Annotated in this window: 23 protein-coding genes and 1 tRNA gene; 8 read left to right on the forward strand and 16 right to left on the reverse strand. The window is 39.7% G+C overall.

From position 1 onward, the window contains the following. Nucleotides 1-68 precede the first annotated feature (68 nt). Nucleotides 69-893, reverse strand: coding sequence for a type I methionyl aminopeptidase (gene map / locus POD11_RS06605; RefSeq protein ID WP_016140456.1), 825 nt, complete (start codon nucleotides 891-893; stop codon nucleotides 69-71). A 210-nt stretch (nucleotides 894-1,103) separates the two neighbouring features. Here map and rpsB point away from each other — a divergent pair, with 210 nt between their 5' ends. The 6 genes from rpsB (at nucleotide 1,104) to POD11_RS06635 (ending at nucleotide 5,474) form a co-directional block, all read left to right on the forward strand. After that, nucleotides 1,104-1,856: a 30S ribosomal protein S2 gene (gene rpsB, locus POD11_RS06610; protein WP_002118204.1), complete on the forward strand. Its 753-nt coding sequence runs from the start codon at nucleotides 1,104-1,106 to the stop codon at nucleotides 1,854-1,856. A gap of 137 nt (nucleotides 1,857-1,993) precedes the next feature. Further along, on the forward strand, nucleotides 1,994-2,869 hold the full coding sequence (gene tsf, locus POD11_RS06615) for a translation elongation factor Ts (protein WP_002118238.1): 876 nt from the start codon (nucleotides 1,994-1,996) through the stop codon (nucleotides 2,867-2,869). A gap of 65 nt (nucleotides 2,870-2,934) precedes the next feature. Further along, the gene (locus POD11_RS06620; RefSeq protein ID WP_016140457.1) at nucleotides 2,935-3,420 is read left to right on the forward strand and encodes a DUF3465 domain-containing protein; all 486 of its coding nucleotides are present in this window, start codon (nucleotides 2,935-2,937) and stop codon (nucleotides 3,418-3,420) included. A gap of 105 nt (nucleotides 3,421-3,525) precedes the next feature. Beyond that, nucleotides 3,526-4,350 carry a helix-turn-helix transcriptional regulator gene (locus tag POD11_RS06625; RefSeq protein ID WP_262456742.1) on the forward strand — a complete coding sequence of 275 codons (825 nt, stop codon included), beginning with the start codon at nucleotides 3,526-3,528 and terminating at the stop codon, nucleotides 4,348-4,350. Nucleotides 4,351-4,438: 88 nt separating this feature from the next. Beyond that, nucleotides 4,439-5,155, forward strand: a complete 717-nt coding sequence (locus POD11_RS06630) for an AzlC family ABC transporter permease (protein ID WP_262456743.1) — start codon at nucleotides 4,439-4,441, stop codon at nucleotides 5,153-5,155. A gap of 1 nt (nucleotide 5,156) precedes the next feature. Then, nucleotides 5,157-5,474 carry an AzlD domain-containing protein gene (locus POD11_RS06635; RefSeq protein WP_262456744.1) on the forward strand — a complete coding sequence of 106 codons (318 nt, stop codon included), beginning with the start codon at nucleotides 5,157-5,159 and terminating at the stop codon, nucleotides 5,472-5,474. A 43-nt stretch (nucleotides 5,475-5,517) separates the two neighbouring features. On the opposite strand, the gene POD11_RS06640 is transcribed toward POD11_RS06635, so the two are convergent. From POD11_RS06640 to POD11_RS06690, 11 genes are all read right to left on the reverse strand, one after another. Continuing rightward, entirely contained in the window at nucleotides 5,518-5,967 is a 450-nt protein-coding gene (locus POD11_RS06640) for an Mpo1 family 2-hydroxy fatty acid dioxygenase (RefSeq protein WP_262456745.1), read from the reverse strand. Between the two features lie 573 nt (nucleotides 5,968-6,540). Next, nucleotides 6,541-7,152, reverse strand: a complete 612-nt coding sequence (locus POD11_RS06645) for a septal ring lytic transglycosylase RlpA family protein (protein ID WP_002118141.1) — start codon at nucleotides 7,150-7,152, stop codon at nucleotides 6,541-6,543. A gap of 289 nt (nucleotides 7,153-7,441) precedes the next feature. After that, nucleotides 7,442-8,443: a lytic murein transglycosylase B gene (gene mltB, locus POD11_RS06650; RefSeq protein WP_262456746.1), complete on the reverse strand. Its 1,002-nt coding sequence runs from the start codon at nucleotides 8,441-8,443 to the stop codon at nucleotides 7,442-7,444. 19 nt (nucleotides 8,444-8,462) lie between these two features. After that, nucleotides 8,463-9,605 carry a rod shape-determining protein RodA gene (rodA, locus tag POD11_RS06655; protein ID WP_005068220.1) on the reverse strand — a complete coding sequence of 381 codons (1,143 nt, stop codon included), beginning with the start codon at nucleotides 9,603-9,605 and terminating at the stop codon, nucleotides 8,463-8,465. Nucleotides 9,606-9,728: 123 nt separating this feature from the next. Next, entirely contained in the window at nucleotides 9,729-10,382 is a 654-nt protein-coding gene (locus POD11_RS06660; protein WP_262456747.1) for a hypothetical protein, read from the reverse strand. Between the two features lie 23 nt (nucleotides 10,383-10,405). Then, on the reverse strand, nucleotides 10,406-11,218 hold the full coding sequence (queF, locus tag POD11_RS06665; protein WP_224991403.1) for an NADPH-dependent 7-cyano-7-deazaguanine reductase QueF: 813 nt from the start codon (nucleotides 11,216-11,218) through the stop codon (nucleotides 10,406-10,408). Further along, nucleotides 11,215-11,988: an ABC transporter permease gene (locus tag POD11_RS06670; protein ID WP_016140466.1), complete on the reverse strand. Its 774-nt coding sequence runs from the start codon at nucleotides 11,986-11,988 to the stop codon at nucleotides 11,215-11,217. The genes queF and POD11_RS06670 overlap by 4 nt, the downstream gene beginning before the upstream one ends. Then, complete coding sequence (locus POD11_RS06675) at nucleotides 11,985-12,920, reverse strand: ABC transporter ATP-binding protein (protein ID WP_002118101.1); 936 nt, start codon at nucleotides 12,918-12,920, stop codon at nucleotides 11,985-11,987. Before POD11_RS06675 ends, POD11_RS06670 begins: the two co-directional genes overlap by 4 nt. A gap of 115 nt (nucleotides 12,921-13,035) precedes the next feature. After that, nucleotides 13,036-13,112 (reverse strand) — tRNA-Arg (locus POD11_RS06680). Nucleotides 13,113-13,215: 103 nt separating this feature from the next. After that, on the reverse strand, nucleotides 13,216-13,836 hold the full coding sequence (locus POD11_RS06685) for a hypothetical protein (RefSeq protein ID WP_262456748.1): 621 nt from the start codon (nucleotides 13,834-13,836) through the stop codon (nucleotides 13,216-13,218). A gap of 148 nt (nucleotides 13,837-13,984) precedes the next feature. After that, nucleotides 13,985-14,671: a 3'-5' exonuclease gene (locus tag POD11_RS06690; protein WP_016140468.1), complete on the reverse strand. Its 687-nt coding sequence runs from the start codon at nucleotides 14,669-14,671 to the stop codon at nucleotides 13,985-13,987. Nucleotides 14,672-14,919: 248 nt separating this feature from the next. Here POD11_RS06690 and POD11_RS06695 point away from each other — a divergent pair, with 248 nt between their 5' ends. Further along, nucleotides 14,920-16,149, forward strand: a complete 1,230-nt coding sequence (locus POD11_RS06695; protein ID WP_262456749.1) for an alpha/beta hydrolase — start codon at nucleotides 14,920-14,922, stop codon at nucleotides 16,147-16,149. 23 nt (nucleotides 16,150-16,172) lie between these two features. On the opposite strand, the gene POD11_RS06700 is transcribed toward POD11_RS06695, so the two are convergent. After that, nucleotides 16,173-16,334: a hypothetical protein gene (locus POD11_RS06700; protein ID WP_262456750.1), complete on the reverse strand. Its 162-nt coding sequence runs from the start codon at nucleotides 16,332-16,334 to the stop codon at nucleotides 16,173-16,175. Nucleotides 16,335-16,394: 60 nt separating this feature from the next. On the opposite strand from POD11_RS06700, the gene glyA reads away from it, so the two are divergent. Beyond that, a complete protein-coding gene (gene glyA / locus POD11_RS06705) occupies nucleotides 16,395-17,648 on the forward strand; it encodes a serine hydroxymethyltransferase (RefSeq protein WP_016140470.1) in 1,254 nt (417 codons plus the stop codon). A gap of 47 nt (nucleotides 17,649-17,695) precedes the next feature. Here glyA and POD11_RS06710 read toward each other — a convergent pair whose 3' ends face one another. Genes POD11_RS06710 through adeF form a run of 3 tightly spaced genes read right to left on the reverse strand, consistent with a single transcriptional unit; the run spans nucleotide 17,696 to nucleotide 23,575 of the window. Beyond that, entirely contained in the window at nucleotides 17,696-19,156 is a 1,461-nt protein-coding gene (locus POD11_RS06710; protein ID WP_262456751.1) for an efflux transporter outer membrane subunit, read from the reverse strand. 12 nt (nucleotides 19,157-19,168) lie between these two features. Continuing rightward, on the reverse strand, nucleotides 19,169-22,348 hold the full coding sequence (gene adeG / locus POD11_RS06715) for a multidrug efflux RND transporter permease subunit AdeG (RefSeq protein ID WP_262456752.1): 3,180 nt from the start codon (nucleotides 22,346-22,348) through the stop codon (nucleotides 19,169-19,171). A gap of 6 nt (nucleotides 22,349-22,354) precedes the next feature. After that, nucleotides 22,355-23,575 (reverse strand): multidrug efflux RND transporter periplasmic adaptor subunit AdeF, encoded by a 1,221-nt coding sequence (adeF, locus tag POD11_RS06720; RefSeq protein ID WP_262456753.1) that lies wholly within the window; start codon nucleotides 23,573-23,575, stop codon nucleotides 22,355-22,357. Nucleotides 23,576-23,770 lie beyond the last annotated feature (195 nt).

The raw sequence follows: 23,770 nt of genomic DNA on the forward strand, positions 1-23,770 counted from the left end.
ATAAAAAGTACATAATAAATAATAAAAGGCTACATAAAGTAGCCTTTTATTTAAGTTTGTTAAACTATTTAGTTAAAGCGAGATAAGTCTTCTTCAGGACGAGCTGTTAGAACTTCAATACCTGTTTGAGTGACTAAAATAGTATGTTCATATTGAGCTGAAAGTTTATGATCTTTCGTTACAACCGTCCATTTGTCACCCAATAATTTGGTTTGCCAAACACCCGCATTTACCATAGGTTCAATCGTAAAAGTCATACCAGCTTCTAAACGCATACCTGTACCAGCTTGACCATAATGGAGGACTTGAGGTTCATCATGGAAAACGGTCCCAATACCGTGGCCACAATATTCACGTACTACGCTAAAACGTTCTGATTCAACATACTTCTGGATTGCATGGCCGATATCACCTAAATATGAACCATCTCTGACAGTTGCCATTCCACGATACATCGCTTCTTGAGCAACTTTGCATAGACGGTTTGCTAAAATAGAAGTTTCTCCACCAACGACATACATCATGTTGGTATCGCCGTGATAACCGTCTTTAATGACAGTTACGTCAATATTAAGAATGTCACCATTTTTTAAGATTTTATTTTCAGAGGGAATACCATGGCATACAACATGGTTAACCGAAGTACAAATAGAGTGCTGAAAAGCCGGGCGGCCAGGAGCTCCACCATAGCCGACACATGCAGGAATGGCATGCTGCACATTTTCAATGTGATTGCGACAAATGGTATCAAGTTCAAGTGTACTTACACCTGCCTTAATATAGGGCTTGATCATCTCTAGAACTTCAGCCGCCAGTCGTCCTGCAATGCGCATTTTTTCAATTTCATCTGGAGTTTTGATTAATCGACGTGGAGCTGTATAAGTACTGTTCATGATCTCTAAAAACTTTTGGTAATTTACAAGTGTCTATGGTATAAATAGCCGCCCATTTTATCAAATGCTTTTCGTGAATATCTTTTACGAACAATTTTGATAGATGGAGTAAAAAATCCGCACATATATCGTCACATTACTCTGGGTGCCTGTAAAAGGGTGGAGAATGCGGATATATGGAGGCCTAACCCAACTTTTAAGGTAAAGAAAATGGCAGATTACAACGTAAGCATGCGCGACCTTCTTCAAGCAGGTGCGCACTTTGGTCACCAAACTCGTTTCTGGAACCCAAAAATGCGTCAATACATTTTTGGCGCGCGCAACAAAATTCACATCATCAACCTTGAGCACACTGTTCCTGCGTTAAATGATGCTTTGAACTTCGCTAACCAATTAGCAAGCAAAAAGAACAAAGTTTTGTTCGTTGGTACAAAACGTGCTGCTTCTAACATCATCCGTGAACAAGCTCAACGCGCTGGTCAACCATACGTAGATCACCGTTGGTTAGGTGGTATGTTGACGAACTGGAAAACACTTCGCCAATCTATCAACCGTTTAAAAGATCTTCAAACTCAATCTCAAGATGGTACTTTTGCTAAGCTTACTAAACGTGAAGCTTTAGAACGTGCTCGTGAGATGGAAAAACTTGAGCGCTCTTTAGGCGGCGTTAAAAACATGGGTGGTTTACCTGACGCATTATTTGTAATCGACGTTGATCACGAAGCGATTGCAATCAAAGAAGCGAAGAACTTAGGTATTCCTGTTATCGGTATCGTTGATACAAACTCTAACCCAGACAACGTTGATTACGTTATTCCTGGTAACGACGATGCGATCCGTGCAGTGACTCTATATGCTTCAGCTATGGCTGACGCAATTCTTGCTGGTAAAGAATACGCTCAATCTCAAGCGAACGCTCAAGCAAAAGGCGATGACGCTGCGAAAGACGCTTCTGAGGCTTAATGCGTTTTGACGCAGGCTTGTCATTTTTGCGACATGTAATGGTGGCAAATTAAGCGTCGAGAGTGCAAACGGCCCAGAGATTCTTTGGGCCGTTTTTGTTGAAAAGATTTATTTTCTACCGATTTTAGGAGATCAACATGACTGCAATTACTGCAAGCATGGTAAAAGAATTACGTGACCGTACTGGTCTTGCAATGATGGAATGCAAAAAAGCATTAACAGAAGCGAACGGTGACATCGAGCTTGCTATTGATAACCTTCGTAAATCTGGTCAAGCTAAAGCTGCTAAAAAAGCTGGTAACATTGCTGCTGACGGTGCAATCACAATCGTTCAAGAAGGCAACAAAGCAATTTTAGTTGAAGTTAACTGTCAAACTGACTTCGTTGCTAAAGACGAAAACTTCTCTAACTTCTCAAAAGCTGTTGCTACAGCTGCTTTAGCTGCTGGTGAAACTGATGCTGCTAAAATCGCTGAATTAAAATTAGCAGACGGTCAATCAGTTGAAGAAGCTCGTATTGCGCTTGTTCAAAAAATCGGTGAAAACATCCAAGTTCGTCGTGCGAAAATCGTTGAAGGCGAAAACTTGGCTATCTACAAACACGGTTTAAAAATCGGTGTTGTAGTTTCTTATACTGGTGATGCTGATACTGGTAAAGGTATTGCAATGCACGTTGCTGCATTCAACCCAGTAGCTGTAAATGCTGAAGCTGTTCCTGCTGACCTTATCGCTAAAGAAAAAGAAATTGCTGAAGCGAAAGCGTTAGAATCTGGCAAGCCTGCTAACATCGTTGAGAAAATGGTAACTGGTTCAGTTGATAAATACTTGAACGAAGTTGCTCTTGATCGTCAAATGTACGTAATCGACAACGACAAAAAAGTTGCTGATGTATTAAAAGCAACTGGTACTACTGTTGCTGAATTCGTACGTTTCGAAGTTGGTGAAGGTATTGAGAAGAAAGCAGAACTTAGCTTCGCTGAAGAAGTTGCTGCTGCTCAAGCTGCTGCGAAGTAATTCGTATCACAATAAAAAAAGCCCCATTGGGGCTTTTTTTATCTCAGTTAAAATAAGGGTATACAATGACAAATAAAAAAAATCTTAGTATTGGTGGTGTCATTATTTTATTGATTGCTGCGTATTTTGGACTAGATTTATCTGGACATAAGCAAAGCCAATCGCCTTCATCAACTATACCCACAGCTCAGAATAATAAAACTACATTTTCAAATAATGGGGTGGACACTATAAAAACTGCTTACGAGCAGCGACAAAGTAATGTTCAAGTAGGGGGAAAGGGTCGAGTCAAAGCAATTCTAAGAGATGATAATGATGGGTCGAGACATCAGAAATTTATTCTGGTATTAAACAATGGCCTTTCAATTTTGGTCGCCCATAACATCGATTTGGCACCTAAAATTTCCAATCTAAATAAAGGTGATATCGTAGAGTTTTATGGCGAATATGAATACAACCCAAAAGGTGGGGTATTACATTGGACTCATCATGATCCACAAGGTCGTCATGAAAGTGGTTGGCTTAAACATGATGGACAAATCTACCAATAAAACTCCAGTGAATGTCTGATTAGATTATTTTCATAGAGCAATTTTGTTCTATTCAGTTTGTTAAAACATGCTATGGTTTTTTTATTGAATAGATGAGACGTATTTATGCAGCGGGAGCAAGCCGATTATCTGCATGTGCGAGAGTTGGGCGGTTTAGAGTTATTAAAAGCACATTATCACCAAACACAATTTTCAAAGCATACTCATGAAGGGTATTGTATTGGTGTAATTGAAGAAGGGGCACAGTCTTTTTTTCGGACGGGACAGCTACATGTAGCTCCTAAAGGCGATATTATTTTAGTTAATGCAGATGAGATTCATACTGGCTCCTCTGCTGTCGAATCGGGTTGGCGCTATCGAGCAATTTATCCTACACCGGAAATGTTGGCAGAAGTTAGCCAAGATTTTTTTGAAAATCCGCATGGAGCCCCATGGTTTCCACAAGCTGTGATTCACGATCTAGGTTTGGCTCAACAGCTTTGTTTACTATTTGATTTATTAGAACAAAAAGATAATTTTCTACTCAAAGAAACAATGTATTTGTCGACGTTAGCTTGTTTAATGAAACGACATGGTAAATCAAATCATACTTTTTGTGAGTTGCCAGAGGCGTATTTAAAAATATTAAGAGTTAAAGAATTGCTGGTAGAAATGCCTGAAACGAACTTTTCTTTACAAGATTTGGCGGACATGGTCGGCTTGAGTGCTTGGCATTTCTTAAGACAATTTAAAAAATATGTAGGCTTACCACCTCATGCATGGCTGGTTCAAGCGCGCTTGCAAAAAGCAAGACAGTTATTAAAACAGGGGGATCAAATTGCGATGGTGGCACAACAATGTGGTTTTTCTGATCAAAGCCATTTTAACCGTCACTTTAAAAAAGCAATGGGTGTTACACCTACTCAATATGTGGCAAGTTTAAATATATAAATAAACTGGTATTAAAGCAATTTTATCCAATATAAGTCAGCACTCATCAAGCAAGTTATAGAGGTGTGTCTTATATTGGATTTTATATATGAATTTTCAGCTTAATCAGACGGTTGAGTTTTCAAAAAATAAGCCATCCTATTTGTTTTTACGTGGTGCAGTGGATATTTTACCCTTGTCAATTTCTATTATTCCGTGGGCAATTTTAGCGGGGTCTATGGCAATTCATGCGGGACTATCTTTTTCTAAAGCACTGGCAATGTCTGGACTTGTCTTTGCTGGAGCTGCTCAGTTAGTTAGTTTAAGCATGGTTATGGAAGGGGCATCCGTTTTTACAATTTATCTGACTATTTTCTTTTTAACGGCTCAGCATTTTATTTATGCATTAACTTTAAGAAATGATATTTCTATTTTGCCCTTATCGAAACGAATAAGTTTGGGCTTTTTATTAACAGATGAATTATTTGCGGTAAGTGTTCCTTTTGAAAAAAGAAGATCGGAATATCTGCTCGGAGCCGGACTGACTTTTTATTTATTTTGGGTGGTATTTAGCTTGGCGGGCATATTGCTGGCAACAGTGATACCTAATCTTTTAAATTATCATTTAGATTTTTCGATAGTTGCTATTTTTATTGTCATGATTGTGCCGTTATGTAAAGGATATCCTGTTGTGGCGGGTGTATTAGCCACTTGTTTAAGTGGATTTTTATTTAAACTTTATCAAATTGAGGGGGCGATTTTACTTTCAGGATTAATAGGGATGTTGGTTGCTGTGTTAACTGAAAAAATAGGGATGGGGGAATAGTATGTCTTGGTTTATGATTTTAGGCTTGGCAGTAATTGTCTTTTTTAATCGATATTACTTTTTAGAGCCGAAAGTAAAAATTAAAGTGCCGCTTATGATGAATAAGATGCTTAACTATTCCGCACCTTGTTTGTTAACTGCAATCTGCATTCCAGTTATTTTTTTCGATGGTGATCATTTTAGAGGCGTGGTAAATAATTCTTATATTTATGCAGCAATCTTTTGTATTGTGATCGCTATTTATCTAAAAAAAGTACTTTTAAGTGTGATAGCAAGTTTGGGATTCTTTTATTTTATAAATTTTCTAATAAATTACTAACATGCAAAAGCTGAATCGAAAGGATTCAGCTTTAAATTCATCTTTAAGCAAGAGCTTGTTTTTGTCTGCTTTTCCATTTAGGTAAAATTTTTGAGAGATAAGCATCCATACACCAAACTGGTCCAATTAGTAGGAATTGTAAATCTTTAAAGAACGAGGGCTTTTTGCCTTCGACTTTATGTCCGTAAAATTGTCCAACCCAAGCAATCACAAAAATAGCGATATAAAATCCGACTCCTACAGGTAGGGTATAAATGAGCCATGCCATAACAACAAGTAAAGCAGCCATTGCAACAGCAAGTACAAGATCTAAACGTGCATAAAATACTAAGTTCAACACAAGTAATAAAGCAGTAAGCAATGTACTGAAATGCGCAATGATTCCAATAATAGAAAATAAAATGGCGGGAACGCAAAGCCAGTGAATTTGTTTATTGGTTGGATTTTGATGACTTTCGCTATATTCATCAAACCATTCAGTAATGGATTTCATTAGTAGCACACTCCTTGTTTTAACTTCGATTTATTTTTGTGAGTATATTTTAGCCTGTTCTTGAGGATCTCGACAAGAAACTAACACTATTCAACTATAGGGAGCGTTGTATTAAAAATACCTAAGAAAGGGCAAACGAAAAAATAATGTGACTGTGGTTGGAAAGGTGATCAATTCGACCACAAGAATGGGGCAATTTTTCATAATATTTTTTCTGTGTTGCTAGATGATGAAATCATCTAAAAAAGCGTAATTTTGAGATTGATGGGAAAATTGTATGAAAAAGCTCTACTCATCTACTCTAAAAACGCCATAAATAGCCTTTATTTTGGAAAAATGGTACTAGGGTAGCGTAAATTTAAAAAAGACGCTCTAAACGCAAATTAGACGTAAAATTAACTGGTATTAAATAACCATAGTTTTTTGTTTAAAAAATATTCAAATTTAGAGCTGGATAAGGGTCAAAAAAAGAGGATTTTTTAACTTTACGTTAGGAATTATTTTGATAACCTAAAATATAAAAAAGCCGCAGAAAAAATTGCGGCTTTTTACATGAACTCGAGAGGCTATAACTTATGAAGTTGGGCCATCAACACGCTCAATATTTACTTTAGCTGTACCAGCATTGGTAATACCAAGACGTTTAGCTGCACCGTATGATAGGTCAAGTACACGGTTGCCATGGAAAGGACCACGGTCATTTACTTTTACAACCACACTTTTACCATTGTCTTTATTCGTTACTCGAATGTAACAGTTCAACGGTAGGCTACGGTGAGCAGCAGTTAAAGCATTCATGTCGAATGTTTCACCACTTGCTGTTTTACGACCATGGAATTGGCGGCCATACCAAGATGCCATACCAGTTTGGCTAAACTTACGAACAGTGTTTGAAGCTACTGTGTTAAGTTTTTCAATCACTGAAGGCTCATCTTCAGGGATTTCAATTTTTGCTGCGATAGCTTGACGACGGATTTGATCGCCAGAACGTTCAGTGATTGAAAGACTGTTAATGTTAGAAAAACGAGAATTAAAGTTTTGAGTATCTTTACTCAATACACGTGCTGCTAGATTAGGACCATCTACATCACTGTTTAATGATGATGACTGCACCATTTCAGCGTGCAGTGGGGCCATACTTAAACTAGCCGTCAGTGCAAGAACGTATTTCAGCGATAACTGCATTTGTATAAACTCCTGAGAACATGTACTTTTTTCTTTCAGCCATTGACTGAAATTTAAAGTGAACATGCCTTATTATTCACTTTTGCAATTGCTATATTGGGGTGGATAATATTCATCGGTTACGGAGAGTGTCTAGTCTTTAACGAGAAATCTTTACAAAAAGGGCAAAAACTTACAGTTTTAGATTAAAAAATAATCAAAAATGTAACAAGTTATTAAAAATGTATGTATTGTGATCTATTTAACAAAAATATTTATTGACTTTTACATAAAGCATAAAAAAGCTAGCCTATCGGCTAGCTACTTCGGTGCCTAATAACCAGACAGCTGTAGCGTACATACGGCTCTTGTTATAAGTCGTAATCACTTGAAAATTCGGGTAAGTTAAATAGTAAATTGGTCCATTATAGTCTTGTAATTGAATAACATTCACCATATCGAGATCATCAATTTTAACTACAGGATTCAATGGAGAAATACCGAGTGTCTTTAATGCACCATATGGGAAAGGTTGCGTTAAATCTTTAGCAATAATACTTTCCGGATTTGACCCATTGTAACGTGCCATAAATCCGATCGGTTGATCGCGTTGCCAACCTTGTTTTGCTAAGTAGTTTGCAATTGATCCAATAGCATCTTCTGCTGAGTTTCTTAAGTCGATATGTCCATTACCGTCATAATCCACCCCATATTTACTAATATTGCTTGGCATAAATTGTGGATAGCCAATCGCACCTGCATAGGAACCTACAATACTATTTGTTGGGTAGCCTTCTTTATAAGTCCATGCAATAAGAGCAGCTAGCTCATCACCAAAATATTCAGCACGGCGAGGGTAGCCAAAAGCAAGGGTAGCTAAAGCATCACGTGTAATAAAAGAACCTTTATTTGCGCCATAGCCTGTTTCAACGCCCAAAATACCTAAAATGACAGCTTGAGATACGCCATATTGTTGTTCTGCGCGATTTAACGCATCTGCATATTGATTTTTAAAACGGACACCACGTTGAATTGTGCCTTCAACCAAAAACATAGAGCGATAATCATACCAAGGCTTACTTTCACCCGGACGAGTCATAATATTTAGAATGTTTGGTAAATTTTTTGCGCCACTCATGGCTGCATCGACTTGATCGCTACTTAAGCCATAAGCATTCATCGTTTTTTGTTTAAAATTCAAATAATCAGGATGTGTTGCAAAATCATTGGCCTGAGCGAAATGACTTGTACTGATTAAGCCAGTACACAAAGCGAGCATTTTTAAAGTTTTATTTAAGTGTTGAGACAACATATCGTTTTAAAATTCCAGATTATCGATGTGTATGAATGGACATGACTAAACCAAAGGTGGCCATTAAAGTAATAATAGCTGTTCCGCCATAACTCATAAAAGGTAAAGGAACACCTACTACAGGTAAAATACCACTGACCATTCCCGCATTTACAAATACATAAACAAAAAAAGACAAACCAAAGGCGCCAGCAACTAAACGTCCATAGTTATGGAAGCTTTGTAAACCGATCTGGAATGTTCTAAAAATAATGGCAAAATAAAGGATTACTAAAATAAGTACACCGATGAGTCCAAATTCTTCGGAATATGCAGCAATAATAAAGTCAGTATGTCCTTCGGGTAAAAAGTGTAAGTGAGATTGGGTTCCTTCAAGGAAACCTTTACCTGAAAAACCACCAGAACCAATTGCAGTTTTAGATTGAATAATATTCCAACCCGTACCGAGTGCGTCTGCCTCGGGGTCAAGTAAAGTTAAAACCCTTTGGCGCTGATAGTCGTGTAAAAGAAATTCCCACGCAATCGGAATTACAATTGCTGCACATGCGGCAGCTGCACCAATCATTCGCCATGATAGTCCACTTAAAAATAAGACAAATATACCGCTTGCTAATACTAAAAGTGATGTCCCTAAATCAGGTTGTTCTGCAATTAGTAAAAAGGGAATACCAATTAACATTAATGATAAAACAACTTGTGAAAAACTAGGGGGAAGAGGTTTTCGTGCTAAAAACCATGCAATCATCATCGGCATGCCGATTTTCATGAACTCACTGGGTTGGACACTTCCGAAACCTGGAATATCAATCCAGCGCTGAGCACCCATTCGGACTTCACCGAATACCATAACTGCCACAAGCGAAAATAGACCGAACAAATAAAAGTAGGGAGAAAACGCTTGATAGACCTTGGGCGGAATTTGGGCTAGACCAAACATCACTAAAAAGCCAATACCAAAACTCATGGCTTGTTTACTGACCAATCCTACATCCTGTGCTGAAGCACTATATAGTACGGTTAAACCTAATAGCGCATTTAACAGCAAAAATAGACATAACCACGGGTCAATGTGGAGTTGTTGCCACCTTGATGGTTGCATAGCGGTGCTAAGACCATCTCGAGGAGCTTGGCGTAAAAACTTATATTGTGGGCTAGGAGACATGCGGCGTTAACTAGGTCAATCAGTGCTTGGCGCATGCTAACATAAACCTGATTAATGGCAATGTATATCAATATTTTGCAATAAAAAAACCTAGCTCTCGCTAGGTTTCCGATAGGCTATTTCTTAATAGTTAAAGAATAGACTTTCGTGATATTCAGCCATCGCTTTTAGTTCAGTGCGATTTAAGCTAGGGATGAGTTTGTCGATCGCAATATGAACTGCTTTTGTTACAGCTGCCGCACCAATATCAGCTGCTTTACGCTTGATCATACCAAGGTCTAATGTCTTATTAAAATCAGACATAAAATGTTTAACCATAGCATCTCCAAACTGTTTATACAGTTCAGCCAATGCAGCTTTATTGATATCGTTACCCGCCTTAAGCTCAGTGAAGTTATGCTGAAGATTAGTGACTAAACTAGGATCTAGAGTTACACCTACTTTATATTGACCTTGTGGATCTTTAAATAAGCTTTTTTCAGAGAACTCTACTGACTGTTTAACAATATCGTTTGGCGCTTTGCTTAACAATTGTTTTAAAAGAACAGCAACTGTTGATTTGACATAGCCTGCTAGTTTTTCGGCAGTATCGCGTTTTTCACTTGCAGGGAAATGCTGAACTAACTGAATTAAGACATTATCAATAATCTCTTCATTGAGTTGTAAAGCAATCTTATCGCGAAGTGGATACAAAGGTTCGCTAGAATTTTTATTCGCAATTCCAGTTTGTATATCGTTCAATAAGCCTTCAGAAGGGGTAAAACCAAAAAACGGCATGGTATATCCTCAAATTATTCGTTTTATTGTCGTGCCAATCGAATCGGTTTTGGCATCCATGAAAGATCCGATACTCGGCAAGGGTTAATATCAAGTCCGCCGCGACGAGTATAAGTTGCATAAACCATCAGCTTTTCAGGCTGCAAATTTTGCCAAATATCAGCAAAGATTTGCTCAACACATTGTTCGTGAAAACCATTATGCTGACGGTACGAGATAATATAAGCTAAAATACTACGATAACAAGGTTTTTTGCCCTTAAAACGGATAAAAACTGTACCCCAATCCGGTTGTCCCGTGACTGGGCAGTTACTTCTCAAAAGATGAGAATACAGTTCAATTTCCACTTCTTCGTTAGACTCATCTTGTTTTAAAAGAGTCGCATCTGGATGTTGCTCTAAACGCTCTGGGTTTAGCTCATCAATACAAATACCTTGAGGCTTAGAAATCTCTAAATCATCTACCTGAAATAGGGTTAACTCAACTTTAGCGCCTGCCGCAGCCGATAAGTCTTTTTCAACTGTTTCAATGAATGATTCTTTAGAGTCAAACTGAGTAAAGTTAAGACTATTGAAGTAAAGTTTTAATGACTTTGATTCAATCAAATTTGGTGAAGAAGCTGGCAGCGTAATTCTGCCAATAGCAACTTGCGGGATGGCATGAGCGTTTAACCATGAAATTTCAAAAACATGCCACCAATCTTTACCTTGTGTAATACCTTCAATGTGCGAGTAAGCTTCACGAGACTGGGCACGAGCAATTGGAAATAAAACATCAGGTTGATAGTTAGTTGGATATTGAGTTTCTTTACCCAATAAAGACTGTTCGACACTCATTCACGCATTCCTGAACCACGAGCAAGTAAATAGTAAGCAATTCCGTAAAGTACAACACAGCATAATGTCACAATGATTAAAGAGAACGTAACATTCACGTCACTATGACCTAAAATACCGAAACGGAAAGCATTGACCATGTACACAATAGGATTAATTAAAGAAAGTTTTTGCCAAAAAGGACCAAGTGCACTAATGGCATAGAACACACCACCTAAATAGGTTAAAGGTGTAAGGACAAATGTTGGAATAATAGAAATATCATCAAATGATTTCGCATAGACTGCATTAATGAAGCCGCCTAATGAGAAAAGAACCGAGGTAATTAAGACTGTATATATAGTCACAAACCAATTGTGTATAAAAAGGTCGGTGAAGAATAAGCTCATTGCAGTCACAATTGTTCCGACCAATACACCACGGCAAATCCCACCAATCACATAACCCCATAAAATAATATGGAGTGGCACGGGGCTCATAATCAGTTCTTCAATGCTTTTTTGGAATTTCACACTAAAGAAACTTGAAGATACGTTCGCATAACTATTAGTAATAACCGCCATCATGATTAGGCCGGGCACAATAAACTGCATATAGCTCACGCCACCCATTTGTCCAATACGCGAACCAACCAAATTACCAAAAATGACAAAGTACAAACTCATTGTAATCGCAGGTGGTAATAAAGTTTGTGGCCAAATACGTAGAAAACGGCGTACTTCTTTACGAACTAGAGTCCAGAGGGCAATTTGCAGTTGGTTAAAATTCATTTTGCCTCTCCTTCAAGATTTTTCTCGACCATTTTGACGAATAGCTCTTCTAGACGGTTCGATTTGTTTCGCATACTACGAACACGAATACCTTGTGATTCTAAAAGCTGGAATAAGTCATTTAATGTATGGGCCTTATCCATTGTCACTTCTAAAGTGCTGCTATCAATTAAGTTGAACTTCACACCAATGATGTTTAATTGAAGTGGGGCAATGGGTTCTGCCAAATCAAAAATAAAAGATTCTTCACTCAACTGGTTTAAGAAACTTTTCATGCTGGTGTCTTCTTTAATGACACCACGGTCAATGATGGCAATTTGACGACACAACATTTCTGCTTCTTCGAGATAATGTGTAGTCAAAATAATAGAAGTACCACTTTCGTTCATTTCGGTGAGAAAATCCCACATAGAGCGGCGCAATTCAATATCTACACCCGCGGTAGGCTCATCTAGAATAAGAAGTTTAGGCTCATGCATCATGGCACGGGCAATCATCAAACGGCGCTTCATACCACCCGATAGCATGCGTGCTTGTATATTACGTTTTTCCCAGAGACCTAGCTTTTCTAAATAATGTTCGGCGCGTTTTTCTGCAATCTTTTTATGAATGCCGTAATAACCCGCTTGAGTGACTAAAATATCGAACGCTTTTTCGAACTGTCCAAAGTTAAATTCTTGAGGGACAACACCAAGCTGCTGCTTTGCTAAGGATGGATGAGTGTCGAGATTATGCCCAAAAATCTCAACTGTCCCTTCGGTTTTTTTCGTGAGGGAACTGATAATACCAATGGTTGTTGATTTGCCGGCACCATTTGGACCTAACAACGCATAAAATTCACCTTCAGGCACAGTGAGGTTAATACCTTTTAACGCCTGAAAACCATTACGATATGTTTTGGACAAATCTCTTAAAACCAAAGCATCAGTCATGAAATTCTCACATTATGAAAGAGGGGTATATTTTGAGCGATAATGATTAATAAACCAAGTAAAATAGTCGGAATTTTATAAAATTGAGATAAATTTATGAAGTTATTATATAAATTGGTGCGCTCGGCGGGGATCGAACCCACGACCCCAGGCTTCGGAAACCTGTACTCTATCCAACTGAGCTACGAGCGCATGTGTGTGGGCCACATCATAGGAAAAAAACACCAATAGGTAAAGCACGAAATAGGTAACACGTGAGTTTAATGCTTAATTAAACAGCAGCTTGTTGTTTTTTTTAGATGCGCTGTTGGATAAGTTGAATTGAATAATTAATAGAATGAAGAGTATGGGCTAGCTCATGAGGTGGAATACGTGACTCCTGTAAGTGGGTAATCCATTGCATTTGGCACATTTTAAGCTCTTGAAGCGTTTTTATTTGCTCTATTTTCTGGATAAGTGGTTTTGCCATAAGTCCACAGTACTGATTCAAATTTTGCTTCATCAGTTGTTGTATTTCTTCAAAAGAAAGTTGTTGAACAGGAAGTGGCGGCTGACTATTTTCAATATTTGTAGATTGCAAAGATTGGGGAACCTGAATTTCACCAACTATATCGTCACTTTTATGATCATCTTTATGATTTTTCTGATGAGCTTCTATTGCAGTTACGGATGATTGTGGAAAAGATATTTGTTCATTTAATTCTGAATAGTTTTCGTTTGAAGGAGCAATAAGTTTTAAGTCGATAAGTTGTTGAATCAGTTCTGGGGACGCAATACGTTTTTTAAATTCACTATTTAAATTTTGAAAATCTTCATGGTCTATTAATAGTAGTAAACGTCTTTGTTTTGCATTTAAAGCAATATTACGTTGTTGAAGCGCGACTCTTCCCAAATTGGTTCGATAAAAACCAGCCATCGTTTTTCCCCAAGATAAAAAATAAATCAGACTGTTCAATCTTCTCAGTTGAACAGTACTGTTTTTAATAAAATATAAATGGGGTTAACGATAAAACTCAAAAATGACAGTATGATGAAGAATTTATGAATATCATCTATTTAAGTCTTTAAAATGCGCCTTCTAACGCTTTACGTAAATAGATATCCAGTTCATCTTGGCGTAACAGCCATTGAATATAGTCTTTAGGAAGTTCAGAAATTGCCGTGCCTTTATGCTTTCCAAAGTTAATAGTTGTAGGGATACGTGCTTCTTCAGAAACTCGGTATAGCTCTTCAATATCTTGAATATTTAAATGATAGACAATATGCATCAAAATATTAGCAGTCAAAATAATATCGGCATCGGCACGGTGTGCACCTTTGAGCAATTCTCGAGCTTTACTGCTGCCTTGAGAAATCATATAAATCAGTGCTGAAATATTATGCGCTTCTGCTTCAGGCCAAGTTTTACGCGCTAAAGCTAGAGTACAAATCGGTTTGATATTCGATACATCTACACCACAACGAGCAATCGCGGCAATATCGTAATCAATATTGTGACCAATAATGTAAGTGGTAGTTTCTGGTAATTTAAAGGTTTTATAGTGGGGTTGGTTTTCTAAATCTGATTCTAATATATGGTGTACTGCCATAGCAGCGTAAGAGATAGGGGTTCCGACTTGATAAAGTTGATCAAACAATTTGCTTTTATCTAAAGTGAGCTTGCCGGCATTAATCTCAATCGGGGCATATGCAATTTCAATTGGCAAACCATTTAGTGTATGTGTTTCTGTATCTAAAATAATGGTTTGCATAACTGGCCCTTTAAACAATCACGATTAATTATGAATGTTAACAGTTGACTACCTACTTTAAAACATGAAGTGAAGCTATAAAGTAGCGATAACGTCAATTTATATTAAAAATAGAGTTTTCAGAGATTAATTCCATCTAATAGAACTTGCGGAAAAGAAAGATTAGGCGTAATTGTTTTTAAGACATTAGAAAATGTTGATTAAAAATTAAAGCACAACAAAAATGGAATTTAAGGGAAGATATATCAATGAAAATGAAACTGTTCATGACAAGCGTTCTTAGCACGAGTTTATTTTTAGTCGCTTGTGGAGGAGGGAGTAATGATGATGGCCCAGCTCCTACTAATCCATCCGGGACACCAATCAATAATATTCAAAATCCAGTTGTTAAAGTTGAAGCTTACACAAGTACCAACTTAGGAAGTGTGGCAGCAGAAAGTAGTATTTTGACCTATAAAATGTTAGGTCAAAGTGGTCAAGAAGTACAGGCAACCAGTTTGGTATTTACACCAAATACTCCACCACCAGTAGGCGGTTGGCCAATTGTAGTGTGGGCGCATGGCACTACGGGTGTGGCAGATGCTTGTGCACCAAGTAAAGCAGCTTTAGCGGATAGTACAAAAGATTTAATTAGTAAATTACTAACAGCAGGTTATGTTGTTGTTGCACCTGACTATGAGGGTTTAGGTACACCAGGTATACATCCTTTTTTAAACGTAAAAAGTGAGGCTTTTTCAATTACAGATGCAGTAGTTGCAACACGCAATTATTTATTACAGCGTAACTTATTAACTTCGAAAAAATGGGTCACTGTAGGGCATTCGCAAGGTGGGCATGCTGCATTAGGTGCTGCACAATATGCGAGTCGTGCACAGCTCGACTATAAAGGTACTGTAGCCGTAGCACCTGCTTCTAATTTAGGTTTTATTTTAGTGGCGGGAGAGCAATCTGTTGCTAATGCGACTCTAGATAAAAAGATATCAATGTATGCTCAACTTGATACTTATACAGCTTTAGTTAGTGCAGGTATCCGCAACACACAACCCACTTTTAATTATCCACAAGTCTTTACTTCGCAAATCTCCGGTATTGCAGCGCAAGCAGAAACAATTTGTTCCGGACCATTGGGCCAAGCTTTTGGCGCAGGTATGACTAAGTATGCTACAGATCACAATGGAACGCTGGATGGTTATACGCGTACACAACCTAACTTTATGGCTGTGCCGTTAGTTAAAACATTTTTAGATAAAGATTCGCAGCCGTTACAAGTAAAAGTCACGACCCCAATCATTATTTATCAGGGCTTAGCAGATTCAACAGTTCCTAAAGTAGCAACGGATATCTTGATATCTAATGCCACTGTTGTAGGCACCAAAATTAATAGTTATGTAACGGGTAACTGGGATCATGGCACGGCAATGAGTAGTAATGTTGATAACATCGTTGGAAATGTTCAGACTTTACTGACATCTCAATAGAGTTATTGATATTTAAAGGCTTTTTAATATTGTTGTAAGCTAAAATGAACGACGGAAAAATTTAAAATATAAGCTTTAAACGTGCTTTTTATTTGATTTATAAACAATGGCTCATTTTTTATAAAACTTGAGCCATTTTTATTTAAAACTGAGCTAACTTCATTCTGTTTAATTATAAAGTTCATGCTACAATATGCCGCAATCTTAGCACGGCTTAAAAGCCCTAATTTATAGGACCCCCGCTAATGTTTGCCAATATTTCCATTTCTGAATTTGATCCAGAATTAGCTCAAGCAATTGCTTCTGAAGGTGAGCGTCAAGAAGCACATATCGAGTTAATTGCATCTGAAAACTATTGCTCTCCTGCTGTGATGGAAGCGCAAGGATCAAAACTTACGAACAAATATGCAGAAGGTTATCCAGGCAAACGCTATTATGGCGGTTGCGAGTATGTGGATATCATCGAGCAAATGGCGATTGATCGTGCTAAAGAACTTTTTGGTGCAGATTACGCAAACGTTCAACCACATGCTGGTTCACAAGCTAACTCTGCTGTTTATCTAGCGCTTCTTAACCCGGGCGATACAGTTTTAGGTATGAGCTTGGCTCACGGTGGTCACTTGACTCACGGTGCAAAAGTAAGCTTCTCTGGTAAAACTTATAATGCGGTTCAATACGGTCTAAACGCTGAAACTGGCGAGATCGATTACGAAGAAGTTGAACGTTTAGCGTTAGAGCACAAGCCACGTATGATCGTTGCTGGTTTCTCTGCTTATAGCCGTGTTGTAGATTGGCAACGTTTCCGTGACATCGCGGACAAAGTTGGCGCTTACCTTTTTGTTGATATGGCTCACGTTGCAGGTCTTGTTGCTGCTGGCGTATATCCAAACCCAGTTCAAATTGCTGACGTAACGACAACTACGACTCATAAAACACTTCGTGGTCCACGTTCTGGTTTAATCCTTGCGAAAGCGAATGAAGAAATCGAGAAAAAACTTCAGTCAGCTGTATTCCCTGGTAACCAAGGCGGTCCATTAATGCATGCGATTGCTGCTAAAGCAATCTGCTTCAAAGAAGCAATGTCTGATGACTTCAAAGCTTACCAACAACAAGTTGTGAAAAATGCTCAAGCAATGGCTGAAGTATTAATTGCACGTGGTTATGATGTTGTTTCTGGTGGTACAGAAAATCACTTATTCTTGTTATCTTTAATCAAGCAAGATGTAACTGGTAAAGATGCAGATGCTTGGTTAGGTGCTGCTCACATTACTGTGAACAAAAACTCAGTTCCAAATGACCCACGTTCTCCATTTGTGACTTCTGGTATCCGTATTGGTACTCCAGCAGTAACAACTCGTGGTTTCGGTGAAGCTGAAGTTCGTGAACTTGCTGGTTGGATCGCTGACGTGATTGACAGCAAAGGTGACGAAAAAGTTATTGCTGACGTAAAAGCAAAAGTTGAAGCTGTTTGTGCAAAATTCCCTGTGTATGCACAATAAGTTGTAAATATAAAAAAAGCGCCATATGGCGCTTTTTTTATATCAAGTTAATTAGTTGAAGCAGCCTGCCAACCGCCTCCTAATGCACGGATTAAATCTACACTCGCCATCATTCTACTGCCGTTAAGCTGTGCGGAAAGTTGCTCTTGTTGCAATATAGTCCGATCTGAATCAATCACATCAAGATAGCTAATCGCACCTTCTTTATAGCGTAGATGAGAAAGCTGGTTTGCATGACGAGAAGAGGAGAGCGCTTGATTTTGAGCCTGAATTTGCTGATCGAGAATACGTTGATCGGACAAACCATTTTCAACTTCGCGAAATGCATTTAGTACAGTTTGCCGATAATTGGCAACGCTTTCTTCATAGGCAGCTCGTGCTTGCGCAACGCCAGCCTTCCGTTGTCCGCCATCAAATAATGGCAAAGATAAAATAGTGCCTGCGACCGGACCAAGTAAAAATGTACGGCTCGACCATTTACCTAAATCACCTAAAGTTGATGATTCATAACCGAGTGCACCTGTTAGGTCCAGTTTAGGGAAGAAGGCAGCACGCGCAATTCCAATACGCGCATTATCTGCTGCCATAGCACGTTCAGCCGCAGCAATGTCCGGTCGTCTTTCAAGTAAAGCCGAAGGTAAACCCGCTGGGAGACGGAGGCTGTTTGCAGTTAAAGGCTGAACTGCCAAGCTAAAATCAGCAGGTGTTTTGCCTAATAATACTGCAAGTGCATGTTCAGCATTGGCTCTGTTACGAGCAATATTCAATGCACTCGTTTGTGCTGTAGCAAGCTCGGTCTGTGCGCGAGAAACATCTAATTCGCTGACTAAACCATTTTGAAATCGAGTTTGAACAAGATCTCGTGTTTCGCTAAGTAACTTAATGGTGCGATTATAAATTGCTTGTTCAGTATCTAACTGTCGAATAAGAAAATAGCCTTGCGCAACATCTGCTTGTAGGGCTAAAAGTGCTGACTGATATAACGCTTCTTGTTGCTGTACATCAGCTGTTGCTGCATTCACACTACTAGCGATACGACCAAATAAATCGAGCTCATATGAGACATTCGCTTGAGCACGCCATAAGGTTTGTGCAGATGTATGAGCATTTTCATCTAAACCGAGTGAAGCTGGAGAGGGCTTTTGACGAGTTGGCCCAAAGCCAGCACCAATACTTGGCAAACGTTCAGCTTGAGCTGCTGAACGTAACGCACGTGAAGCCTGAATATTGGCTGCCGCCGCTTTAAGGGTCTGGTTTCCGGAAATGGCTTGTTGTTCTAGCCCATTCAATTGAGCATCATTAAAAACACGCCACCATTCACCTCGAACCTGCTGATCGGCAGGTTGAGCAATTTTCCAGTTATTGTCCTCAAGTTGAGCATCAGACTCTTTAAATTTGACTGGAACAATCACCTTTGCAGGTTGATATTCCGGAGCTAAAGAGCAGCCTGTAAGGAGCAGGCTTCCCATGAGTGAGGACAATAATAAGCTTTGTTTTGCTGTAGCCATCAAATATCCTCCTTAATGATCATGTGGGGTAGACAAAGGCGCTTCATGAACGGCTGCCGAATGTAATTTATGTTTACGGTTCAGAGTACGAATCAGTACATAAAAGGCAGGAGTCAGGAATAAACCAAACAGTGTTACACCAATCATCCCGAAGAACACGGCAATACCCATGGCATGGCGCATTTCAGAACCTGCACCAGTTGAGGTAACCAGTGGTACAACCCCCATAATGAATGCAATAGAAGTCATTAAAATTGGACGTAAACGTAGTCGACTTGCTTCAACAGCTGCTTTAAAGGCAGTTGCACCTTGCATTTCGAGTTCCCGCGCAAATTCAACAATCAAAATGGCATTTTTACAGGCCAGTCCGACCAGTACCATCAGACCAATTTGGGTAAAGATGTTGTTATCTCCACCTGTCAGCCAGACACCTGTCAGAGCCGCCAAGATTCCCATTGGTACAATTAAAATTACAGCTAAAGGCAGAGTTAGACTTTCATATTGTGCGGCTAAAACTAAGAATACGAGCAATACGCTAATTGGGAATACCCAGAGTCCTGCATTACCAGCCAAGATTTTTTGGTAAGTTAAATCCGTCCATTCAAACTTGATACCACGTGGAAGAGTCTGTGCGGCAATACGTTCAACCGCAGCTTCTGCTTGACTAGATGAATAACCTGGTGCAGGGCCGCCGTTAATATCCGCTGAGGTATAGCCGTTATAACGCACCACCATTTCAGGACCATAGGTTTGAGTTACATTTACCAGTGAAGATAACGGCACCATTTGTCCGGCACTGTTACGGGTTTTAAGCTGCAAAATATCTTCAGGGTTAGCACGGAAAGGTGCATCGGCTTGCGCTCGAACCTGATAAACACGCCCAAAGCGGTTAAAGTCGTTAACGTACTGAGAACCTAAATAAATCTGCATGGTGTTGAAAACATCTGTCACAGCAACACCTTGCTGTTTAGCTTTTACACGGTCCAGATCTACGTTCAGCTGAGGTACGTTAATTTGATAACTTGAGAACATCGGTCCAAGTTCAGGAGCTGATTGAGCTGCTTTCATAAAGTTTTGTGCAGCATCATTCAGCGCTGAATAGCCTAAGGCACCTCGGTCTTCAAGTTGGAGTTTAAAGCCGCCCATGGTCCCTAAGCCCATCACTGGTGGTGGTGGGAAAACCGCAATATAGGCATCTTGAATAGCTGAATATTTCTGGTTGAGCGCACCTGCAATCGCATTGGCAGATAAGTCTTTCGCCTTACGTTCATCAAATGGCTTTAAGGTTACAAAGACAATACCGGCGCTTGAGCTGTTGGTAAAACCGTTAATTGAGAGGCCCGGGAAGGCAACAGCACTTTCTACACCAGGTTGTTTAAGGGCTGTATCACTCATTTTACGGATGACAGCTTCGGTACGATCTAATGACGCGCCGTTTGGTAGCTGTGCAAAGCTAATCAAATATTGTTTGTCCTGAGCGGGAACGAAACCACCTGGAACAATGTAGGAAATCCCAACGGTTAAACCTAAAAGTGCTGCATAGACGCCCATTGCTGAAGCTTTGTGTGAGATGACACGACTCACACCTTTCCCGTAACGATCTGAGGTACGTGTAAATACGCGGTTAAATAGCGCAAAGAAACGTCCAAATACACGGTTCATAATGCGTGTTAAAGCATCAGGTTTAGCATCATGTCCTTTAAGCAACATGGCTGCTAGCGCAGGAGATAGAGTAAGCGAGTTAAATGCCGAAATGACTGTTGAAATGGCAATGGTCATGGCAAATTGTTTATAAAATTGCCCTGTTAAGCCTGTCATAAAAGCAAGAGGTACGAATACTGCAACGAGCGTTAAGGCAATCGCAATAATCGGTCCGCTTACTTCTCGCATGGCGCGATAAGTTGCATCTCTTGGGCTTAAACCTGCTTCAATATTCCTCTCGACATTTTCGACGACGACAATCGCGTCATCGACCACAATCCCGATGGCGAGTACCATCCCGAATAGTGACAGTGCATTGATGGAATAACCAAAAGCAAGCATGAGTGCGAACGTACCAATAATTGAAACTGGTACAGCAAGCAATGGAATGATTGAGGCACGCCATGTTTGCAAGAATAAAATTACAACGACAACAACCAGTGCAATTGCTTCAAGTAAGGTATGAACGACTGCTTTAATACTGGCACGTACGAACTGAGTCGGGTCGTACACAATGTCGTATTTAATTGAAGATGGGAAATCTTTTGAAAGTTCCTTCATCGTGTCGCGCACTTGATCGGAAACTTGCAATGCATTGGCACCAGGTGCTTGGAAAATTGGAATCGCGACTGCTTGTTTATTATCGAGTAATGAACGCAAACCATATTGTGAAGCTGCGAGTTCAACACGAGCTACATCACCCAATCGGGTAACCGCGCCATCAGGAGCTGTTTTTAAAATAATATCGGCAAATTCTTGCTCAGTGGTTAAACGACCTTGAGCATTGACTGAAAGCTGTAAAGGTGAATTACTTGGTGATGCACCAATGGTACCAGCTGCGACCTGAATGTTTTGTTCACGGATTGCAGTCACAATTTCGGTTGCTGTGAGGTTACGCTGTGCCACTTTTTGTGGGTCGAGCCACACACGCATCGCGTAGTCACCAGAACCAAATAAACCAACTTCACCCACCCCTTGTAAGCGCGCTAAACGGTCTTTCACGTTCAATACTGCATAGTTGCGCAAGTAGGTCATGTCATAGCGACTATCTGGTGAGGTCAGATGCACAACCATGGTTAAAGTTGGTGAGCTTTTTAAAGTCGTGACACCTAAACGCTGTACGTCTTCAGGTAAACGAGGCATGGCCTGAGATACACGGTTTTGAACCAATTGCTGAGCTTTGTCTGGGTCAATACCGAGCTTAAAGTTCACTGTAATGGTTAAGTTACCGTCACTGTTTGCCTGAGACTGCATATACAGCATGTCTTCAACGCCGTTGATCGACTCTTCAAGCGGAGAGGCAACAGTTTCAGCAATTACTTTCGGGTTTGCACCCGGATATTGAGCGCGAACCACCACAGATGGGGGAACAACTTCCGGATATTCAGAAATCGGTAATTTGAATACCGAAAGCAGACCGGCAAGTAAAATCAATACTGATAACACACCAGCAAAGATCGGCCGATCAATAAAAAATTTAGAGATATTCATATGCGATTAACCTTTTGCCGGAGTTGATGTTTTATCTGTTGGCTGAGGTTGAGTCGTAGTGCTATTAGCTGTGATTTGTGCGTTAGGCATAGGAACGAGATGTGGCGTAACAGGGTCACCTGGACGAATCCGCTGTAAACCATTTACCACAATGCGATCACCCGCTTTTAATCCGCTATTCACGATTTGCAAACCATCTTGCTGCGCCCCGATTTTTACTTCACGGTAAGCAGTCTGGTTTTTAGCATCAACGACCACGACAAAGCGTTTATCTTGATCGACCCCAATTGCGGTTGGGCTAATTAAAATTGCTGAACGAGGTTGACCTCCGCCTAAACGGATTCGTGCATATAAGCCCGGTAATAAAACGCCGTTTGGATTGTCAAAGGTCGCGCGAACACGGATTGTTCCCGAGGTTGCATCTAGGTTATTGTCGATTGAATTGATCGTACCTTCACGAGTAAAGCCTGTTTCATTAGCAAGTCCCATATAAACAGGAACTTGTGCAGAATTACGCTGGTTACTGATGTATTTCAGGTAAGTTTGTTCATCAACATCGAAAGATGCATAAAGGCGAGATACAGAGACTAAACTTGTTAAAACCTGTGCTCCGTTACCTGCAGAAACTACATTGCCGACGGTGACTTCGGCTCGTGAAATTCGGCCGCCGACTGGTGCAGTAATGCGGGTGTACTCAAGATTTAAACGGGCAGATTGAACGGCAGCTCTAGCAGCTTGCAGGTTGGCATTGGCTGAGCGTGCATCATTTTCGGCTAAATCTAGCTCTTGACGTGAGACAGCATTACTTTGAATTAAACGTTGAATACGGGATAAGTTAGAACCCGTATAAGTGACTTGTGCTTCAGCCGAAGCGAGTTGAGCTTGGGCACGATTGAGTTCTGCTTCAAAAGGACGCGGGTCGATTGTAAAAAGTAAGTCGCCTTTTCTAACCAGACTGCCATCTTTGAAATGTACGGCAATGAGTTTTCCTGAAACTTGAGGCCGAATATCGACTTGATCAATCGCCTCTAAACGCCCGGAATATTCTTGCCAATCGGTAATGGTTTTACTCACTACAGGGGCGACATCAACTGTAGCAGCTTGTTGGGCAGCGGTCGGTGCAGCTTTTGCATCGGCATTTTCATGTAAAAACATAAAACTGCCTCCTGTTGCTAAAATGGCAACAAAGATGGCAGACAGTGCGAACTGTTTGCGGGAAAATGACATGAGGTGCTCCTAGTTATTTGGCTACCTGTTTTCAGACTTTTAGTTTTGGTCCGTATGGGAGAAACAGGGTTTATGGGATGGACGGAGCATAAAAGTTTGTCAATCACGAATAAATATATTAAATTTGATAACACTATTCGTATTTTTATAATAATTGATGTGTTTGAGTTAAATAAAACGCATTAATAGGAGTGT

Source organism: Acinetobacter sp. P1(2023) (assembly GCF_028367635.1).
In the GTDB taxonomy this organism is placed as follows: Bacteria; Pseudomonadota; Gammaproteobacteria; order Pseudomonadales; family Moraxellaceae; genus Acinetobacter; species Acinetobacter pittii_E.

What these genes read in the sequence shown, in the direction of transcription:
- map (WP_016140456.1), bottom strand. Translation starts at nt 893, where the DNA reads ATGAACAGTACTTATACAGCTCCACGTCGATTAATCAAAACTCCAGAT.
- rpsB (WP_002118204.1), top strand. Translation starts at nt 1,104, where the DNA reads ATGGCAGATTACAACGTAAGCATGCGCGACCTTCTTCAAGCAGGTGCG.
- tsf (WP_002118238.1), top strand. Translation starts at nt 1,994, where the DNA reads ATGACTGCAATTACTGCAAGCATGGTAAAAGAATTACGTGACCGTACT.
- POD11_RS06620 (WP_016140457.1), top strand. Translation starts at nt 2,935, where the DNA reads ATGACAAATAAAAAAAATCTTAGTATTGGTGGTGTCATTATTTTATTG.
- POD11_RS06625 (WP_262456742.1), top strand. Translation starts at nt 3,526, where the DNA reads ATGCAGCGGGAGCAAGCCGATTATCTGCATGTGCGAGAGTTGGGCGGT.
- POD11_RS06630 (WP_262456743.1), top strand. Translation starts at nt 4,439, where the DNA reads ATGAATTTTCAGCTTAATCAGACGGTTGAGTTTTCAAAAAATAAGCCA.
- POD11_RS06635 (WP_262456744.1), top strand. Translation starts at nt 5,157, where the DNA reads ATGTCTTGGTTTATGATTTTAGGCTTGGCAGTAATTGTCTTTTTTAAT.
- POD11_RS06640 (WP_262456745.1), bottom strand. Translation starts at nt 5,967, where the DNA reads ATGAAATCCATTACTGAATGGTTTGATGAATATAGCGAAAGTCATCAA.
- POD11_RS06645 (WP_002118141.1), bottom strand. Translation starts at nt 7,152, where the DNA reads ATGCAGTTATCGCTGAAATACGTTCTTGCACTGACGGCTAGTTTAAGT.
- mltB (WP_262456746.1), bottom strand. Translation starts at nt 8,443, where the DNA reads ATGTTGTCTCAACACTTAAATAAAACTTTAAAAATGCTCGCTTTGTGT.
- rodA (WP_005068220.1), bottom strand. Translation starts at nt 9,605, where the DNA reads ATGTCTCCTAGCCCACAATATAAGTTTTTACGCCAAGCTCCTCGAGAT.
- POD11_RS06660 (WP_262456747.1), bottom strand. Translation starts at nt 10,382, where the DNA reads ATGCCGTTTTTTGGTTTTACCCCTTCTGAAGGCTTATTGAACGATATA.
- queF (WP_224991403.1), bottom strand. Translation starts at nt 11,218, where the DNA reads ATGAGTGTCGAACAGTCTTTATTGGGTAAAGAAACTCAATATCCAACT.
- POD11_RS06670 (WP_016140466.1), bottom strand. Translation starts at nt 11,988, where the DNA reads ATGAATTTTAACCAACTGCAAATTGCCCTCTGGACTCTAGTTCGTAAA.
- POD11_RS06675 (WP_002118101.1), bottom strand. Translation starts at nt 12,920, where the DNA reads ATGACTGATGCTTTGGTTTTAAGAGATTTGTCCAAAACATATCGTAAT.
- POD11_RS06685 (WP_262456748.1), bottom strand. Translation starts at nt 13,836, where the DNA reads ATGGCTGGTTTTTATCGAACCAATTTGGGAAGAGTCGCGCTTCAACAA.
- POD11_RS06690 (WP_016140468.1), bottom strand. Translation starts at nt 14,671, where the DNA reads ATGCAAACCATTATTTTAGATACAGAAACACATACACTAAATGGTTTG.
- POD11_RS06695 (WP_262456749.1), top strand. Translation starts at nt 14,920, where the DNA reads ATGAAAATGAAACTGTTCATGACAAGCGTTCTTAGCACGAGTTTATTT.
- POD11_RS06700 (WP_262456750.1), bottom strand. Translation starts at nt 16,334, where the DNA reads ATGAACTTTATAATTAAACAGAATGAAGTTAGCTCAGTTTTAAATAAA.
- glyA (WP_016140470.1), top strand. Translation starts at nt 16,395, where the DNA reads ATGTTTGCCAATATTTCCATTTCTGAATTTGATCCAGAATTAGCTCAA.
- POD11_RS06710 (WP_262456751.1), bottom strand. Translation starts at nt 19,156, where the DNA reads ATGGCTACAGCAAAACAAAGCTTATTATTGTCCTCACTCATGGGAAGC.
- adeG (WP_262456752.1), bottom strand. Translation starts at nt 22,348, where the DNA reads ATGAATATCTCTAAATTTTTTATTGATCGGCCGATCTTTGCTGGTGTG.
- adeF (WP_262456753.1), bottom strand. Translation starts at nt 23,575, where the DNA reads ATGTCATTTTCCCGCAAACAGTTCGCACTGTCTGCCATCTTTGTTGCC.